The organism is Amycolatopsis sp. (assembly GCF_035276945.1).
GTDB lineage: Bacteria > Actinomycetota > Actinomycetes > Mycobacteriales > Pseudonocardiaceae > Amycolatopsis_E.
On the sequence record NZ_DATELF010000166.1, the window covers coordinates 1 to 15519 of the forward strand.

The 15519-nt window shown below is 70.1% G+C and carries 15 protein-coding genes; 13 read left to right on the plus strand and 2 right to left on the minus strand.

The features are described 5' to 3' along the window. From infB to rbfA, 3 genes are all read left to right on the plus strand, one after another. Window positions 1-2040: translation initiation factor IF-2 (gene infB / locus VJT49_RS30045; protein ID WP_324168339.1), on the plus strand; the 2040-nt coding region annotated here is incomplete at its 5' end. Window positions 2041-2119: 79 nt separating this feature from the next. Continuing rightward, on the plus strand, window positions 2120-2413 hold the full coding sequence (locus VJT49_RS30050) for a DUF503 domain-containing protein (protein WP_324168340.1): 294 nt from the start codon (window positions 2120-2122) through the stop codon (window positions 2411-2413). A 22-nt stretch (window positions 2414-2435) separates the two neighbouring features. Then, window positions 2436-2888, plus strand: a complete 453-nt coding sequence (gene rbfA, locus VJT49_RS30055) for a 30S ribosome-binding factor RbfA (RefSeq protein WP_324168341.1) — start codon at window positions 2436-2438, stop codon at window positions 2886-2888. A 337-nt stretch (window positions 2889-3225) separates the two neighbouring features. Here rbfA and VJT49_RS30060 read toward each other — a convergent pair whose 3' ends face one another. After that, a complete protein-coding gene (locus VJT49_RS30060) occupies window positions 3226-4245 on the minus strand; it encodes an SAM-dependent methyltransferase (protein WP_324168369.1) in 1020 nt (339 codons plus the stop codon). 25 nt (window positions 4246-4270) lie between these two features. On the opposite strand from VJT49_RS30060, the gene VJT49_RS30065 reads away from it, so the two are divergent. The 3 genes from VJT49_RS30065 to VJT49_RS30075 all read left to right on the plus strand — a co-directional run bounded on the left by VJT49_RS30065 (window position 4271) and on the right by VJT49_RS30075 (window position 8409). After that, entirely contained in the window at window positions 4271-5278 is a 1008-nt protein-coding gene (locus VJT49_RS30065; protein ID WP_324168342.1) for a DHH family phosphoesterase, read from the plus strand. Between the two features lie 371 nt (window positions 5279-5649). Next, window positions 5650-6954 (plus strand): MATE family efflux transporter, encoded by a 1305-nt coding sequence (locus VJT49_RS30070; RefSeq protein WP_324168343.1) that lies wholly within the window; start codon window positions 5650-5652, stop codon window positions 6952-6954. Window positions 6955-7101: 147 nt separating this feature from the next. Beyond that, window positions 7102-8409, plus strand: coding sequence for an MFS transporter (locus VJT49_RS30075; protein ID WP_324168370.1), 1308 nt, complete (start codon window positions 7102-7104; stop codon window positions 8407-8409). On the opposite strand, the gene VJT49_RS30080 is transcribed toward VJT49_RS30075, so the two are convergent. Continuing rightward, window positions 8391-8987, minus strand: a complete 597-nt coding sequence (locus tag VJT49_RS30080; RefSeq protein WP_324168344.1) for a TetR/AcrR family transcriptional regulator — start codon at window positions 8985-8987, stop codon at window positions 8391-8393. The genes VJT49_RS30075 and VJT49_RS30080 overlap by 19 nt on opposite strands. Window positions 8988-9026: 39 nt before the next feature. On the opposite strand from VJT49_RS30080, the gene VJT49_RS30085 reads away from it, so the two are divergent. The 7 genes from VJT49_RS30085 (at window position 9027) to VJT49_RS30115 (ending at window position 15435) form a co-directional block, all read left to right on the plus strand. Further along, the gene (locus tag VJT49_RS30085; protein WP_324168345.1) at window positions 9027-9482 is read left to right on the plus strand and encodes a GNAT family N-acetyltransferase; all 456 of its coding nucleotides are present in this window, start codon (window positions 9027-9029) and stop codon (window positions 9480-9482) included. Window positions 9483-9502: 20 nt separating this feature from the next. Beyond that, on the plus strand, window positions 9503-10414 hold the full coding sequence (gene truB, locus VJT49_RS30090; protein WP_324168346.1) for a tRNA pseudouridine(55) synthase TruB: 912 nt from the start codon (window positions 9503-9505) through the stop codon (window positions 10412-10414). Window positions 10415-10445: 31 nt separating this feature from the next. Further along, window positions 10446-11399 (plus strand): bifunctional riboflavin kinase/FAD synthetase, encoded by a 954-nt coding sequence (locus tag VJT49_RS30095; RefSeq protein WP_324168347.1) that lies wholly within the window; start codon window positions 10446-10448, stop codon window positions 11397-11399. 125 nt (window positions 11400-11524) lie between these two features. Continuing rightward, window positions 11525-12004 (plus strand): helix-turn-helix transcriptional regulator, encoded by a 480-nt coding sequence (locus VJT49_RS30100; protein WP_324168348.1) that lies wholly within the window; start codon window positions 11525-11527, stop codon window positions 12002-12004. Between the two features lie 3 nt (window positions 12005-12007). Beyond that, window positions 12008-12550, plus strand: coding sequence for a 2'-5' RNA ligase family protein (locus VJT49_RS30105; RefSeq protein WP_324168349.1), 543 nt, complete (start codon window positions 12008-12010; stop codon window positions 12548-12550). Window positions 12551-12650: 100 nt separating this feature from the next. Then, window positions 12651-12920: a 30S ribosomal protein S15 gene (gene rpsO / locus VJT49_RS30110; RefSeq protein WP_324168350.1), complete on the plus strand. Its 270-nt coding sequence runs from the start codon at window positions 12651-12653 to the stop codon at window positions 12918-12920. 205 nt (window positions 12921-13125) lie between these two features. Next, window positions 13126-15435, plus strand: coding sequence for a polyribonucleotide nucleotidyltransferase (locus VJT49_RS30115; protein ID WP_324168351.1), 2310 nt, complete (start codon window positions 13126-13128; stop codon window positions 15433-15435). Window positions 15436-15519 lie beyond the last annotated feature (84 nt).

Sequence of the window (15519 nt, forward strand, 5' to 3'; positions counted from 1 at the left end):
GGCTTCCGGGGTGGTCCCGGTGGTGGCGGCCCCGGCGGCGGCGCGCCTGCCGGTGGTGGCGGTGGCTTCCGCGGTGGCGGTCCCGGTGGCCGTGGCGGCGGCGGTGGCCGCGGTGGCACGGCCGGTGCCTTCGGCCGTCCCGGTGGTCCCTCGCGCAAGGGCCGCAAGTCGAAGCGGCAGAAGCGCCAGGAGTACATGGACAACATGCAGGCGCCCAGCGTCGGCGGCGTCCGCCTGCCCAAGGGTGGCGGCGAGACGATCCGGCTGCCGCGCGGTGCCTCGCTGACCGACTTCGCGGAGAAGATCGACGCCAACCCGGCCTCGCTGGTGCAGGTGCTGTTCCACCTCGGTGAGATGGTCACCGCGACGCAGTCGGTGTCGGACGAGGTCTTCGAGCTGCTCGGCTCGGAGATGAACTACGACGTGCAGGTGGTCAGCCCCGAGGAGGAGGACCGCGAACTGCTCGAGTCCTTCGACATCACCTACGGCGAGGACGTCGGTGACGAGGGAGACCTGCAGGTCCGGCCGCCGGTGGTGACCGTGATGGGTCACGTCGACCACGGTAAGACCCGCCTGCTGGACACCATCCGGAAGACGAAGGTGCGCGAGAGCGAGGCCGGTGGCATCACCCAGCACATCGGCGCCTACCAGGTGGAAACCGAGCTCGAGGGCACCAAGCGCCTGATCACCTTCATCGACACCCCGGGTCACGAGGCGTTCACCGCCATGCGTGCCCGCGGTGCCCAGTCGACCGACATCGCGGTGATCGTGGTCGCCGCCGACGACGGCGTCATGCCGCAGACGGTGGAAGCGATCAACCATGCCCAGGCGGCCAAGGTGCCGATCGTGGTCGCGGTCAACAAGATCGACAAGGAAGGCGCCAACCCGCAGAAGATCCGGCAGCAGCTCACCGAGTACGGCCTGGTCGCCGAGGAGTACGGCGGCGACACGATGTTCGTGGACATCTCCGCCCGCGAGAACATCAACATCGACCAGTTGCTCGAGGCGATCCTGCTGACCGCCGACGCGACCCTGGACCTGCGGGCCAACCCGGACATGGAGGCCCAGGGCGTGGCGATCGAGGCGCACCTCGACCGCGGCCGCGGTCCGGTCGCCACGGTGCTGGTGCAGCGCGGCACGCTGCGGGTCGGCGACTCGGTCGTGGCCGGCGACGCCTACGGTCGGGTGCGGCGGATGGTCGACGAGCACAACCAGGACGTCACCGAGGCGCTGCCTTCGCGTCCGGTGCAGGTCATCGGGTTCACCTCGGTGCCCGGCGCCGGTGACACCTTCCTGGTCGTCGAGGAGGACCGGGTGGCCCGGCAGATCGCCGAGCGGCGCCAGGCCCGTATCCGCAACGCCCAGAACGCGGCGCGGCGGAAGAGGGTCAGCCTGGAGGACCTGGACTCCGCGTTGAAGGAGACCTCGACCCTCAACCTGATCATCAAGGGTGACAACTCGGGTACCGTCGAGGCGCTCGAGGCGGCTCTGCTGCAGCTGGAGGTCGGCGACGACGTCGAGCTCAACGTGGTGCACCGCGGCGTCGGTGGCGTCACCGAGAGCGACATCGACCTGGCCACCGCCTCCGACGCGATCGTGCTGGGCTTCAACGTGCGGGCCCAGGGCAAGGCGACCGAGCGGGCCAACCGCGAGGGCGTCGACGTCCGGTACTACACGGTGATCTACCAGGCGATCGAGGAGATCGAGCAGGCGCTCAAGGGCATGCTCAAGCCGGAGTACGAGGAGGTCGAACTCGGCAAGGCGGAGGTCCGAGAGGTCTTCAAGTCCTCCAAGTTCGGCACCATCGCCGGTTGCCTGGTCATCTCCGGGGAGATCCGGCGCAACGCCAAGGCGCGGCTGCTGCGGGACAACGTGGTGATCGCCGAGAACCTGCCGATCAGCTCGCTGCGGCGGTTCAAGGACGACGTGGTCGAGGTGCGCGACGGGTTCGAATGCGGTCTGACCTTGGGGTCCTACGGCGACATCAAGGTCGACGACGTGATCGAGACCTACGAGCAGCGCGAGAAGCCGCGCGCCTGAGTCGAGGCCGTGAAGGGAGCTTCGGTGCCCGCTTGGTGCACCGAAGCTCTCTTCGGCGAGTCCAGGTGAGAGAACGGGAATGTACGTAGGGGCGCTGGAGTTCGACGTGCTGCTCGGCGACGTCCGGTCGCTCAAGCAGAAGCGGTCGGTGATCCGGCCGCTGATCGCCGATCTGCGCAAGCGGTTCGAGGTGGCGGTGGCCGAGGCGGGCCACCTGGACCTGCACCGCCGCGCGCTGATCGGGGTGGCGGTGGTGGCCGCCGATGGTGAGCACATTCGTGACGTGCTGGACGAGTGTGAGCGGTTCATGGCGGGCAGGCCGGAAGTGGAGCTGCTGTCCGCCCGGCACCGCCTGCTCGGACCCGAAGACTGAGACATTGGAGAGGGGATGCGCCATGGCCGATCCGGCTCGCGCGCGCAGGTTGTCCAAGCGGATCTCCCAGATCGTGGCGTCGGCCATCGAGCACGAGATCAAGGATCCGCGGCTGAACCACGTGACGATCACCGACACGAAGGTCACCGCGGACCTGCACGACGCGACGGTGTACTACACGGTGCTGGGGGACAAGCTCGATTCGGCACCGGACTTCGCCGGCGCGGCCGCCGCACTCGAATCCGCGCGCGGGGTGCTGCGCACCAAGGTCGGGCAGGGCACGGGCGTGCGCTTCACGCCGACCCTCACCTTCGTCGCCGACACCATCCCGGACACCGCGCGGCACATCGAGGACCTGCTCGCCAAGGCCCGCGAAGCCGACGCGGAGGTCGCCCGCCGCGCCACCGGCGCCCGCCATGCCGGCGACCCGGACCCCTACCGCGCCCCCCGCGAGGACGACCTCGACGAAGCCTGACCCCTCCCACCCTCGCGACCCCGCCCTCCGCGCCCCGCGAGTCCGGCTTTCGCGCCCCGCGAGTCGGGCTTTGGCGCCCCGCGAGTCGGGTTTTGGCGCTACGTGAGTTCCGCGCTCGCGGGCGGTAAGTTCCCGGTTGAGGTAGGGCGAGTTCCCTCATCGGGATTTCATGCTCGGCGCTGATCGGGGACGTGCCCCGTTCGGCCGCTGTGTTCGACACCGAGTGGGACTCGCGAACTGCGAACGCGGAACTCGTGCGCTGGGAAGGCGGAACTCGCGCGATGGGAAAGCCCGACTCGCGCACGGCTCGCGTGGGACTCGCGGGTGTCCTGGCGGCTCAGCGCGGTTTGCGGGCCACGATGAGGTCGCGAAGGATCGCCTGATCCACGCGGTGCGAGAAGTCGCCCAGCTCTGTGCGGATGTCGAGCCCGGCGCCGGTCAGGATCTCGGCGAGCTCGTCCCGCTTGGTGACGTGCGTGTTCCACGAGATGCCGATCGCGCCGCCGGGCCGCAGCGTGCGTGTCCACACCGGGATGGCGGCCGCGAGCAGTTCGCGCGGGCTGCGGGACAGCTCCTCCGCCCGGTGGCTGCCGTGCTGGATGCCGTAGGGCGCGTCCACGACGATCACGTCGATGGAGCCGGCGCGCACGAGTTTGTCGGTGATCAGCGTGTCGCAGTTGAGGAAGGTCAGCTCGCGCGTCTCGCCGGACTTGTACGACTCCTTGGTCACGCCGTAGGAGATCTCCAGCCGCTGGCCGAGCTTGACCTTGTTCCGGCGCAGTTGCCCGGCGTTCGCGGTGTGCTTGATCCGCTTGCCGCGCAGCCAGGTGACGATGAACTTCTGGTACGCCTCGAAATCGTGGCGGTCCAGTTCGACCCCGATGGTGTCGAAGCCGTACATCATGGCCTGGTTGAGCGTGGTTCCCCGGCCGCACAGCGGGTCCAGCACCCGCAGGCCGGGCCGGAATCCCTCCACTGTGGACAGGAGGGTGACGTTCAGCAGCAGCTTGGTGAACAGCTCGTTGGTCTTGCCCGAGTACTTCTGGATGGTGAGCAGGTCCGAGTCGAACTTGTCCAGCGGGGTCAGGAGAACCGGCCGCAGCAGGTCGCCACTCAGCTCGAACAGGGCGTAGCAGGAAGACAGGTTGGACAGGAGTGCGATGTCCTCTTCGGACAGTTCCTCGGGTGTGGAGAACGTCACGTAGCCGACCCCGCCGAGGCGCCGTTCCGAGATCTCGGCCGGTTCGGTGTGCAGGGCTGTGCCGAACGCCGCCAGCTCGGCGCGCAGCAGCGCGGGCGAGGCGTCGGCATAGACCCGGTTCGCGGCCGGGTAGACGAGGATGGCGTAGTGGAACATCGGGAAACAGCGTAGCTTGCCTGCCATGAGCGTCCCTGACCAGCACGGCCCGACCGTCCTGAGCGCCATCGCCGATCTGCTCCGGGAAGCGCGGGAGGTCACCCTGCTCGCCCACGTCCGGCCCGACCCGGACGCGCTCGGCAGCGCCCTGGCCCTCGGCCGTGCGCTGTTCCTGCGCGGCGCGACCGTGCGGGTGTCGTTCGCGATTCCGGACCACACCCCGGAAAGCCTGCGCGGCCTCGACCCGGACAACCTTGTCGTGCCGGTCTCGGAGGTGCCGGCGAGCGGGCCGCTGCTGGTCTGCCTCGACACGCCCAGCCCCAGCAGGCTAGGAAGCCTTGCCGACCGCGTCGAAGCCGCCCGCGCCGCCGGGGGGCCGGTGCTGGTGATCGACCATCATGCGTCGAACCAGTTCTATGGCACGCATCACTTGGTGGACGTCGCCGCCGAAGCCACCGCCGTGCTCGTGCTCAAGGTGCTCGACGAACTCGGGGTACCGCTCGACGAGCCGATCGCACGTTGCCTGTATGCCGGGCTGGTCACCGACACCGGTGGGTTCCGCCGCGCCACCCCGGCCACGCATCACGCCGCCGCGCGGTTGCTCGAGGCCGGGGTCGATCCGGACCGGCTGGCCCGCGAAGTCGTCGACGACCACCCGTTCGCCTGGCTGCCGATGTTGTCGAAGGTGCTGGGCACGGCGCGGCTGGAACCCGAAGAGGCGCAGGGTTTCGGGCTGGTGCACGCGACGGTGACCGCCGCCGACGCCGCCACGGTCCGCTTGGAGGAGGTCGAGGGCGTGGTCGACGTGGTGCGCTCGACCAGGGAGGCCGAGGTCGCCGCGGTGTTCAAGGAGCAGGCGCCCGGTGAGTGGACGGTGTCGCTGCGCGCTGTCGGCAAACTCGACGTCTCGGTCGCGGCCCGGAGTCTCGGCGGGGGAGGGCACCGGCTCGCGTCAGGGTGCACGGTGCATGGCACCATCGAGGAAGCGCTCACCGCCGTACGTACCGCGCTGGCGACGGCGCCCCTGCTCTAGGCGCCGCTTGACCAGGAACGGCATCGCCTTCCAGTCCCTGATCGCCCCGGTGACCGTGCCGGAAGCCATCATCTGGAAGAACGAGGGGACGCTCGTGCAGACCTCGCCCGGCGCCGTTCCCGCTTTCACGCCGAGATCGAGGCGGGCACGTACGCCAGGCGCGCCGGTGCTGGTGATGCCACCGTGGCTCTCGCCGACGCTGCCGGACACGAGATCGTGGGCCTGCTTACGGCGTGGCTCTCTCCGACGCCGCCGGACACGAGATCGCGAGCCCGCTCACGGTGTGCCGCACCTGCCCAGGGTTGGGCACCATCACGGTTTCCCAGATCACGGTAACTGTTGTTGTCGGTGTTGTTGGTTACGCTGGTGCGGTGATCGTTGAGCAGGTCCCCGCGAAGCGAGTGTTCGGCCTGGCCGTCCCCGCGCTCGGCGTGCTCGCCGCCGAACCGTTGTACGTGCTGGTGGACACGGCGGTCGTCGGGCATCTCGGCGCACTCCCGCTGGCCGGGCTCGCGGTCGGCGGGGTCGTGCTGGCGCAGGTGTCGACCCAGCTGACCTTCCTGTCCTACGGCACCACTTCGCGCGCCGCCCGGCTGCACGGTGCCGGGCGGCGGGCGGACGCCGTCGGCGAAGGCGTGCAGGCGACCTGGCTCGCGCTCGCGGTGGGACTCGTGCTGCTGGCGGCGGGGCAGGCACTGGCCGGGCCGATCGCGCGGGTCCTCGCGGGCAGCGCCGACGTCGCCGCGGCGGCGGTGTCCTGGCTGCGGATCGCGTTGTGCGGGGCGCCGCTGATCCTGGTCACCATGGCGGGCAACGGCTGGATGCGCGGCGTGCAGGACGCCGCCCGCCCGCTGCGGTTCGTCCTGGTGGGCAACGGAATCTCGGCGGTGGCGTGCCCGCTGCTGGTCTACGGTGCGGGCTGGGGCCTCGAAGGTTCGGCGGTGGCGAACGTGGCCGCGCAGGTCGTTTCCGCGGGCCTGTTCCTGCGTGCGCTTGTCGCCGAAGGGATTTCCCTGCGGCCGCGGCCTTCCGTGATGCGCACGCAACTGACCCTCGGCCGGGACCTGGTGCTGCGCAGCTTCGCCTTCCAGGCTTGCTTCGTTTCCGCGGCGGCCGTGGCGGCGCGTACCTCGACGGCGGCGGTGGGCGCGCACCAGATCGTCCTGCAACTGTGGACCTTCCTGTCGCTCGTGCTGGACTCGGTGGCGATCGCCGCTCAGTCCCTGGTGGGCGCCGCGCTCGGGGCCGGGCACGAGCGGCAGGCCCGCGGTGTCGCCGGCCAGATCACCCGGTACGGCCTGATCTTCGGTTGCGTGCTGTGCCTGCTGTTCGGCTTGGCGTCCCAGGTTCTCCCGCACGCCTTCACGGCCGACCCCGGTGTTCTCCGTGAGATTCCGCACGCGTGGTGGTTCTTCGTCGCGCTGCAACCCGTGGCTGGCGTGGTATTCGCTTTGGACGGTGTGCTGCTCGGCGCCGGGGACGCGGGGTTCCTGCGCACCGCGACCCTGGCCGCCGCGGCCGTGGGCTTCCTCCCGCTGATCTGGTTCTCGCTGGCCTTCGGCTGGGGACTGCCCGGGATCTGGACCGGCCTGTCGCTGTTCATGGTCCTGCGCCTGGCCGCCGTGGTGCTCCGCTGGCGCTCGGGCCGGTGGGCGATCGTCGGCGCCGTGCGCTGAAGAACACCTGTGGTCAAAGCCACGGAGACGACGGGCGCACATTTTGCTTGTGTGGGCGATACAACCCTCTGGGACAGCAGCTTGGCGTTTTCCAGGACACCCTCGGTTCTCGGGAAGGAATTCTTCGTGCGGCCCCAGCAGGCACCCGTGACCGGCAACGCAGGCCTCCGGTCCTGGCTCATCTGGTTGACCGCCGCCACCGTCTATCTCCTCGCGGTGTTCCACCGCACCTCCTTCGGGGTGGCGGGCCTGGAAGCCGCGAACCGGTTCCACGTCGGAGCCGCCGCGCTCGGTACCTTCACCGTTCTGCAGGTGGGCGTCTACACCGCGATGCAGATCCCGACCGGAGTCCTCGTCGACCGGTACGGGCCACGCAAGATCCTCACCGCCGCCCTGCTTTTCCTTGGCGCCGGCCAGATCCTGATGGCCGTCGCGCACTCCTACGCGCTGGGCCTGCTCGCCCGGGGCGTGCTCGGCTTGGGCGACGCCCTGACCTTCGTCAGCGTGCTGCGGCTGATCGCCGCGCATTTCCCGGGCCGCCAGTACGCGGTCGTCACGTCCTTCACCACGTTCATCGGCTTCCTGGGCAACCTCGCCGCGACGGTCCCGCTGACACTGCTGCTCGCCGGGCCGGGTTGGACCCCGACGTTCCTCGTGGCCGGCCTCGTCACGGCGGTCTACGCCGCCGTTGTCTCCACGCGCGTCAAAGACAACCCCGCCGGACTCGAGGCCGAGGCGCCGCGCGTCAGCGGCCGTGAGCTGGCACGTCGGGTTCTCGCCGCGTGGCGCGTGCCCGCGACCCGGCTCGGGTTCTGGGTGCATTTCTCCACGATGTTCGCGCCGAACGTGCTGACCCTGCTGTGGGGCCTGCCGTTCCTGGTCCAGGGCGAGGGCGTGCCCGCGGCCACGGCGAGCGCGCTGCTGATTGTGTTCGTGGTCGGTTCGCTGGTCGGTGGCCCGCTGGTCGGCGGCATCATCTCGGCGCGGCCGGGCTGGCGGATGCCGATGGTCGGCGCCTACCTCGGCGGCGCGTCCCTGGTCTGGGCCGTGCTGCTCACCTGGCCCGGCCGGATCCCGCTCACGGTGCTGGTGCCGGGCTTCGCGTTCCTCGCGCTCGGCGTGCCGGTGTCCATGATCGGTTTCGCGCTGGCCCGCGACTACAACCCGCTCCCGCGCGTCGGCACGGCGACCGGCGTGGTCAACGTGGGCGGTTTCGGCGCCACGACGATCGCCGCGCTGGCCATCGGGGTGCTGCTCCAGCTGACCGGCGGCCAGTTCCGGGCCGCCCTGCTGTCCGTGGTGGTCGTGCTCGCCTTCGGCACCTTCCGGATGCTGGTGTGGTGGCGGCGCGCGCGTGCCGCGTTGTTCCTCGCCCAGGCCAGGGGCGAAGAGGTCCCCGTGATGATCCGGCGGCGCCCCTGGGACGTGCCGGTCCCTCAGGCCGTCGCGGTCTGACCGAGAAACGTGGCCAGTGCGCGGTCGATCACCTCTTCCTGAGTGGTGGGTGAGCAGGTCTCGGGGTCGGCGACCGCGAGCGTGTTCACCCCTTCGACCAGCGCCACCAGCGCGGTACCGGCCGTTGCCCGCGTCCGGGAGTCCCAATCGGGCCGGACGCGGGCGACGAGCCGGTCGATCCGGGCGAGGAAGGCCCGGTTGGCGGTGGTGTGCCGCTCGGCGAGTCCCGGGTCGCCGAGCGCGGCGGCCAGGTAACCGAGCCGGACCCGGGCCTCCTGCCGCTTGGCCGGATTCACCGAGGCGGCGTAGCGCAGCACACCGCGAAGCACTTCGACCGGTGGTCCGTGCTGTTCGAGTTCGTCCATTTCCCGGCCGGTGCGCTCGTGCAGCAGGTCGCGCGCGTGGACCAGTAGCGACCGCTTGTCCGGAAACCGGTGCAGGACAAGGCCTGTGGTGCAGCCCGCTTCCGCGGCGACCGCCCGGAGCGTCAGGCCCTGCGGTCCCGATTCGGCCATGATCCGCCACACGGCCTGGGAGATGCGTCGGGCCTGCTCGGTCTTGTCCGCGGTCCGCGCCATGCTTTCCCACCTTCCGTAACATTTGTTACCGTAACACTTGTGACGATTACCGTGCATTTCGAGCGCTGGGACGACTTCGACGGCGCGAAACCGCGCGCGGAGCAACGCGCGGAACTCGACGCGCGCTATGGCTGTGACGACCACGAACCGGGTGTCAGTCCCTCCGCCGAGGACATCGCTGTGTTCCTCGTCGCTCGTGATCGGAAAGGGCGCGCTGTTGGCTGTGACGCGCTGCGTCTGCTCGGTGCCGGATCGGCGGAAATCAAGCGGATGTACGTGGTGCCGGACGCGCGGGGCACGGGCGTGGCGGTCGCCGTGCTGCGCGAGCTGGAATTTCAGGCGCGTCAACGGGGCCTGCGCACGGTGAAGCTGGAGACCGGTCCGGCCCAGCCGGACGCGATCCGCTTCTATGAGCGCGAAGGCTGTCTTCCCATCGAAAACTTCGGTCCCTACCGCGGCCAGCCGCTGTCCCGGTGCTACGCCCGCACCCTGTGACCGGGCACTAAGGTTCAGCCGTGCCCGAAACGAAGAGGTCCCGTCCCGCACCCCCGCCCGGTTTGCTCGTCGTCGACAAGGCGCCGGAAATGACCTCCCACGACGTGGTCGCGCGGGTGCGCAAGATCATGGGGACCCGCAAGGTGGGCCACGCCGGCACCCTCGACCCGATGGCCACCGGCGTGCTGGTGCTGGGCATCGAACGGGCCACCAAACTGCTCGGGCACCTCGCGCTGGACCGCAAGACCTACCTCGCCACCTTCGCCCTCGGCGCCGCCACCACGACCGACGACGTCGAGGGCGAGCGAGTGTCCACGGCGGACCCGGCGGCGCTCGCCGAGGTGACCGACGAGGCGATCGCGGCCGGAATCGCCGCGCTGACCGGCGAAATCGAGCAGGTGCCCAGCTCGGTGAGCGCGGTCAAGATCTCGGGCAAGCGCGCCTACGCCCGGGTGCGTTCGGGGGAGGAGGTCGTGCTCAAGCCCCGGCCGGTCACGGTCTACCGCTTCGATCTGCTGGCCACCCGCCGCGAAGGCGGCACCATCGAACTCGACGCGATCGTCGAATGCTCGTCCGGCACGTATGTGCGGGCGCTGGCCAGGGATCTCGGCGGGTTCCTCGGCGTCGGCGGGCACCTGGCCGCGCTGCGCCGGACCACGGTGGGGCCGTTCACACTCGCCGCGGCGCGCACCCTCGAACAGCTCGAAGCGGACCCCGTGCTCACCCACGACCTGGACACCGCGGTCGCCGCCGCGTTCCCGCGCTACGAGGTCGACGCCCGCGCGGCCAAGTCCGTCCAATATGGACAGCAGATCCGGGCCTCCGGCATCAAGGGCACCTACGGTGTGTTCTCCCCCGACGGGCACGCCATCGCGCTCGCCGTCGACGCGGGCGGCGTCTCCCGCTCGGTCGTCGTCCTCGACCCCGCCTGATACCGGCAGGACCCTTCGCTACGCTCGGCTCGTGCAGAGGTGGCGCGGTCTGGAAGATCTCCCCGGCGGCTGGGGACGGTGCGTGGTCACGATCGGCGTGTTCGACGGCCTGCATCGGGGCCATCAGGCGCTCGTCGCGCGGACGGTCGAGATCGCCAAGCAGCGCAACCTGCCCAGCGTGATGCTCACCTTCGACCCGCATCCCTCCGAGGTGCTGCGGCCGGGCAGCCACCCCGCGCAGCTGACCACCCTGCGGCGCAAGGCGGAACTGGTCGAGGAGCTGGGCATCGACGTGTTCGCGGTCCTGCCGTTCACCCTGGAGCTGTCCCGGCTGACCGCGGACGAGTTCGTGCACGAGATCCTGGTGGACCGGCTGCACGTGGCCGCGGTGGTGGTGGGGGAGAACTTCACCTTCGGGCACAAGGCCGTGGGCAACGTGGACCTGCTGCGCGAACTCGGCAGGCGGTTCGGCTTCGCCACCTACGGCGCCGAACTGCAGGGCGACTCGGTGCCGGACGGCGAACCGGTCGAGATCACCTTCTCCTCCACCTATGTCCGGTCCTGCATCGACGCCGGTGACGTCGCCGCGGCCGCCGCCGCGCTGGGCAGGCCGCACCGGCTGGAGGGCATCGTGGTCCGGGGCGACGGGCGTGGCCACGGCCTGGGCTTCCCGACCGCCAACCTGTCCACCCCGCGGTACGCCGCCGCGCCGGCCGACGGTGTCTACGCCGCCTGGTTCCTGCGTGCCGGCGATCCGCGCCGCAGGCTCGCCTCGGCCGTCTCGGTCGGCACGAACCCGACCTTCTCCGGGCGCGAGCGGACCGTCGAGGCGTTCGTGCTCGACGTGGACGAGGACTTCTACGGCCAGCACGTGGCCCTGGACTTCGTGGCCCGCCTGCGGGACCAGATCAGGTTCGGCTCGGTGCCGGACCTGATCGCCCAGATCGACGACGACGTGGCGAGGACGAGGGAGATCCTGCGCTGAACCCCGAGTGCGAACGCGAATCGCTGTCCGGAATGGTGCCTGGCCGGCGGACCTGCCTGGCAAGATGTCGGGGGGCCACCGGGGTGAGGCGGATCCTCACCGGGAACTAGGGGAGCGGGCATAAGGTGGAGGACCACAAGATCGTCCAGCGCAACATCGCCCTGCAGCGGGAGTGGTACGGCGAGCCGCTCGGGGACCGCGTCCGCCGGCTGGTCGTGGCGTTCAACGTGTCGCAGGCCTTCCTCGCCGAGGTGCTCGGCATCAGTGCGCCCATGCTGAGCCAGGTGATGAGCGGCCGCCGCGCCAAGATCGGCAACCCGGTCGTGCTCGCCCGGATGATCATGCTCGAGCGCAAGTGCCTGATCCCCGAGGTCGCGGCCGGCCGCAAGGAGGCGCTGATGGCCGCGCTCGAGGACGTCCGCGACTCCCGGCCGACCGTGGGGAGGGACAACATCCCGGTCGCCGCGGTCGCCGACGACCAGGCGGTGCTGGCCGCGCTGCGCGACATCGCCGAGGACGAGGACCTCACCGAGGCCGCGAAGCGCCTGGACGAGGACTTCCCGGCCATCGCGGACCTGCTCCGCCGGGCCGGTATGCAGGGGTGACGCATGCTTCTGTTCTCAGCCCTGCTGCCGCCGCCCGAGGTCGTCGAATCCATCCGGGCGGAGCTGGCCGATCTCGGTTCCCCGGAAGGGGTGCGCTGGTCCGCACCGGACCTCTGGCACGTCACGCTCGGTTACTACGGTGAAGAAACCGACCCGGACGCGCGGGCGGAGTGGCTGCGGGACAAGCTGACCGGACAGGTAGCGCCGACCCTGCGGCTGGCGGGTGCCGGGTCCTTTTCGCACGTGCTCTACCTGGGCGTCTACGGCGATGGGCTGACCGAGCTGGCCACCGCGGCCGGCGCCGGGCAGGACCGCCCGTACCTGCCGCACCTGACGCTGGCCAGGACGCGCCGGGCCGTGCCGCCCGAGTTGCCACGCCTGCTGGCGGGGTACTCCAGCCCGGAGTGGACGGCCACCGAGGCCGTGCTCATGCGCAGCGATCCGGTGGCCGGGCCGTCCGGGGGCGCGACCCCCGGACCGGCTTCCCCGGGCGTGCGGTATTCGGTGGTCGAGCGGTACGGGCTGCGGTCCGCCCAGGTCGGCTGAGGGCGCGGCTGATATCCTGACGCATTGGGTCCGGCTGCGGTCCGTGGCGGCCGGCACCGTCTCCAACCAACACGGCACATCCCCCAAGGAGAAACACGGCGTGGCACTGTCCACCGAAGAGAAGAAGACGATCCTCACCGAGTACGGCGTGCACGACTCGGACACCGGATCCCCCGAGGCCCAGGTGGCCCTGCTGACCAAGCGGATCATCGGTCTCACCGAGCACCTCAAGGTGCACAAGCACGACCACCACTCTCGTCGTGGTCTGCTGCTGCTGGTCGGCCGTCGCCGCCGGCTGCTCAACTACGTGATGAAGGTGGACATCGAGCGGTATCGGTCGCTGATCCAGCGACTCGGCCTCCGCCGGTGACTCAGCGAGGGGGAGTGACCACCTGGTCGCTCCCCCTCGGTGCATGAACACCGCAAGGAAGAGGACAGGGCGACGCACACGCGGGGACAAGGGATGCCGGTCCTCGGTAGTGGCTCCCGGGAGAGGTCCCGAGGGCTTCGATCGATGACCGGTTTCGCTCCTCGTGGAGAAGTGCGCCGTCCGCAGAACGAGGAGAACTACTGCAATGACTGACCCAGGCGGATTCACCGTGCACGAAACCGAGGCCGTGCTCGACAACGGCCGCTTCGGCACCCGCACGGTCCGCTTCGAGACCGGCAGGCTGGCCCGTCAGGCCGCCGGCGCCGTAGTCGCCTACCTGGACGAAGAGACGATGGTGCTGTCGGCCACCACCGCCTCCAAACAGCCGAAGGAGCACTTCGACTTCTTCCCGCTGACCGTGGACGTCGAGGAGCGCATGTACGCCGCGGGCCGCATCCCCGGCGCGTTCTTCCGCCGCGAGGGGCGCCCCTCCACGGACGCGATCCTGACCTGCCGGCTGATCGACCGGCCGCTGCGCCCGTCGTTCGCCGACGGCCTGCGCAACGAGATCCAGATCGTGGTGACCGTGCAGAGCCTGCACCCCGAGGACCCGTACGACGTGCTCGCGATCAACGCGGCGTCGGCCTCCACCCAGATCGGCGGGCTGCCCTTCTCGGGCCCGATCGGCGGCGTGCGCGTCGCCCTGATCGAGGGCCAGTGGGTGGCCTTCCCGACCTGGTCGCAGCTGGAGAAGGCGACCTTCAACATGGTGGTCGCCGGGCGCGTCGTGCCCGCCGGCCCCGAAGGCTCGAACACCGATGACGTGGCGATCATGATGGTCGAGGCCGAGGGCACCGAGAACACCCTCGACCTGATCGCGAAGGGTGACAAGGCGCCCGACGAGCAGACCGTCGGCGAGGGCCTGGACGCGGCCAAGCCGTTCATCCGGGTGCTGTGCGAGGCGCAGCAGCGGCTCGCCGAGGTGGCTGCCAAGCCGACCGGCGACTTCCCGCTGTACCGGGCCTACGAGCAGGACGCACTGGAAGCCGTTGCCGCCGTCTCCTCCGACGGTCTGGCGCAGGCGCTGACCATCGCGGGTAAGCAGGAGCGCGAGGCCGCGATCGACGACATCAAGGCCGGACTGCTGGCCAAGGTCGGCATCGGCGAGGGTGAGGCTTTCGAGGGCCGCGAGAAGGAGATCGGCGCGGCGTTCCGCTCGCTGACCAAGAAGCTGATCCGGCAGCGCATCCTGCGGGACAAGATCCGCATCGACGGCCGTGGCCTGACCGACATCCGGCACCTGTCCGCCGAGGTGGCCATCGTGCCGCGGGCGCACGGCTCGGCGCTGTTCGAGCGTGGCGAGACCCAGATCCTGGGCGTGACCACGCTGAACATGCTCCGCATGGAGCAGCAGATCGACTCGTTGTCCCCGGAGAGCACCAAGCGCTACCTGCACCACTACAACTTCCCGCCGTTCTCCACCGGGGAGACCGGGCGCGTCGGCTCGCCGAAGCGCCGCGAGATCGGGCACGGCATGCTGGCCGAGCGCGCGCTGGTGCCGGTGCTGCCCAGGCGGGACGAGTTCCCCTACGCGATCCGCCAGGTGTCGGAGGCGCTGGGCTCCAACGGCTCCACGTCGATGGGTTCGGTCTGCGCCTCCACGATGTCGCTGCTCAACGCCGGTGTGCCGCTGAAGGCGCCGGTGGCGGGCATCGCGATGGGCCTGGTGTCGGATGTCATCGACACCGGAGACGGCCCGAAAACGGAGTACGTCGCGCTGACCGACATCCTCGGTGCGGAGGACGCCTTCGGCGACATGGACTTCAAGGTCGCCGGCACCAAGGACATCATCACCGCGCTGCAACTGGACACCAAGCTCGACGGCATCCCGTCCGAGGTGCTGGCGGCCGCGCTGAAGCAGGCCAAGGACGCGCGGCTGACCATCCTGGAGGTGCTCGCCGAGGCGATCGACCGCCCCGACGAGATGAGCCCGTACGCGCCGCGGGTGACCAGCGTGAAGATCCCGGTCGACAAGATCGGCGAGGTGATCGGCCCGAAGGGCAAGATGATCAACTCGATCACCGAGGAGACCGGCGCCGACATCTCCATCGAGGACGACGGCACCATCTACGTGGGCGCGGCCGACGGCCCGTCCGCGGAGGCCGCGATCAGCAAGATCAACGCGATCGCCAACCCGCAGCTGCCGAAGGTCGGCGAGCGCTTCCTCGGCACCGTGGTGAAGACGGCCGCGTTCGGCGCGTTCGTCTCGCTGCTGCCGGGCAAGGACGGCCTGGTGCACATCTCCAAGCTGGGCAACGGCAAACGGATCGCCAAGGTCGAGGACGTGGTCAACGTGGGCGACAAGCTCCGCGTCGAGATCGCCGACATCGACAGCCGCGGCAAGATCAGCCTGACCGTCGTCCGGGACGAGGACGAGAAGGGCGAGAAGGCGGACAAGGCCGACCAGCCCGAGGCCAAGTCCGGGTCGACATCCGAGGCCACAGAGTCCAAGTAGGACCCACGGAAACCGGGACGGCCGCTCGTCCGAGCAGCCGTCCCGGTCCGTTCGATTTCCCCCTCACTCCAGCCAAAAGGGACG

Bases quoted from the DNA above. Each gene is read 5' to 3' on its own strand.
- VJT49_RS30050 (WP_324168340.1), top strand. From the start codon at position 2,120: ATGTACGTAGGGGCGCTGGAGTTCGACGTGCTGCTCGGCGACGTCCGG.
- rbfA (WP_324168341.1), top strand. From the start codon at position 2,436: ATGGCCGATCCGGCTCGCGCGCGCAGGTTGTCCAAGCGGATCTCCCAG.
- VJT49_RS30060 (WP_324168369.1), bottom strand. From the start codon at position 4,245: ATGTTCCACTACGCCATCCTCGTCTACCCGGCCGCGAACCGGGTCTAT.
- VJT49_RS30065 (WP_324168342.1), top strand. From the start codon at position 4,271: ATGAGCGTCCCTGACCAGCACGGCCCGACCGTCCTGAGCGCCATCGCC.
- VJT49_RS30080 (WP_324168344.1), bottom strand. From the start codon at position 8,987: ATGGCGCGGACCGCGGACAAGACCGAGCAGGCCCGACGCATCTCCCAG.
- VJT49_RS30105 (WP_324168349.1), top strand. From the start codon at position 12,008: ATGCTTCTGTTCTCAGCCCTGCTGCCGCCGCCCGAGGTCGTCGAATCC.
- VJT49_RS30115 (WP_324168351.1), top strand. From the start codon at position 13,126: ATGACTGACCCAGGCGGATTCACCGTGCACGAAACCGAGGCCGTGCTC.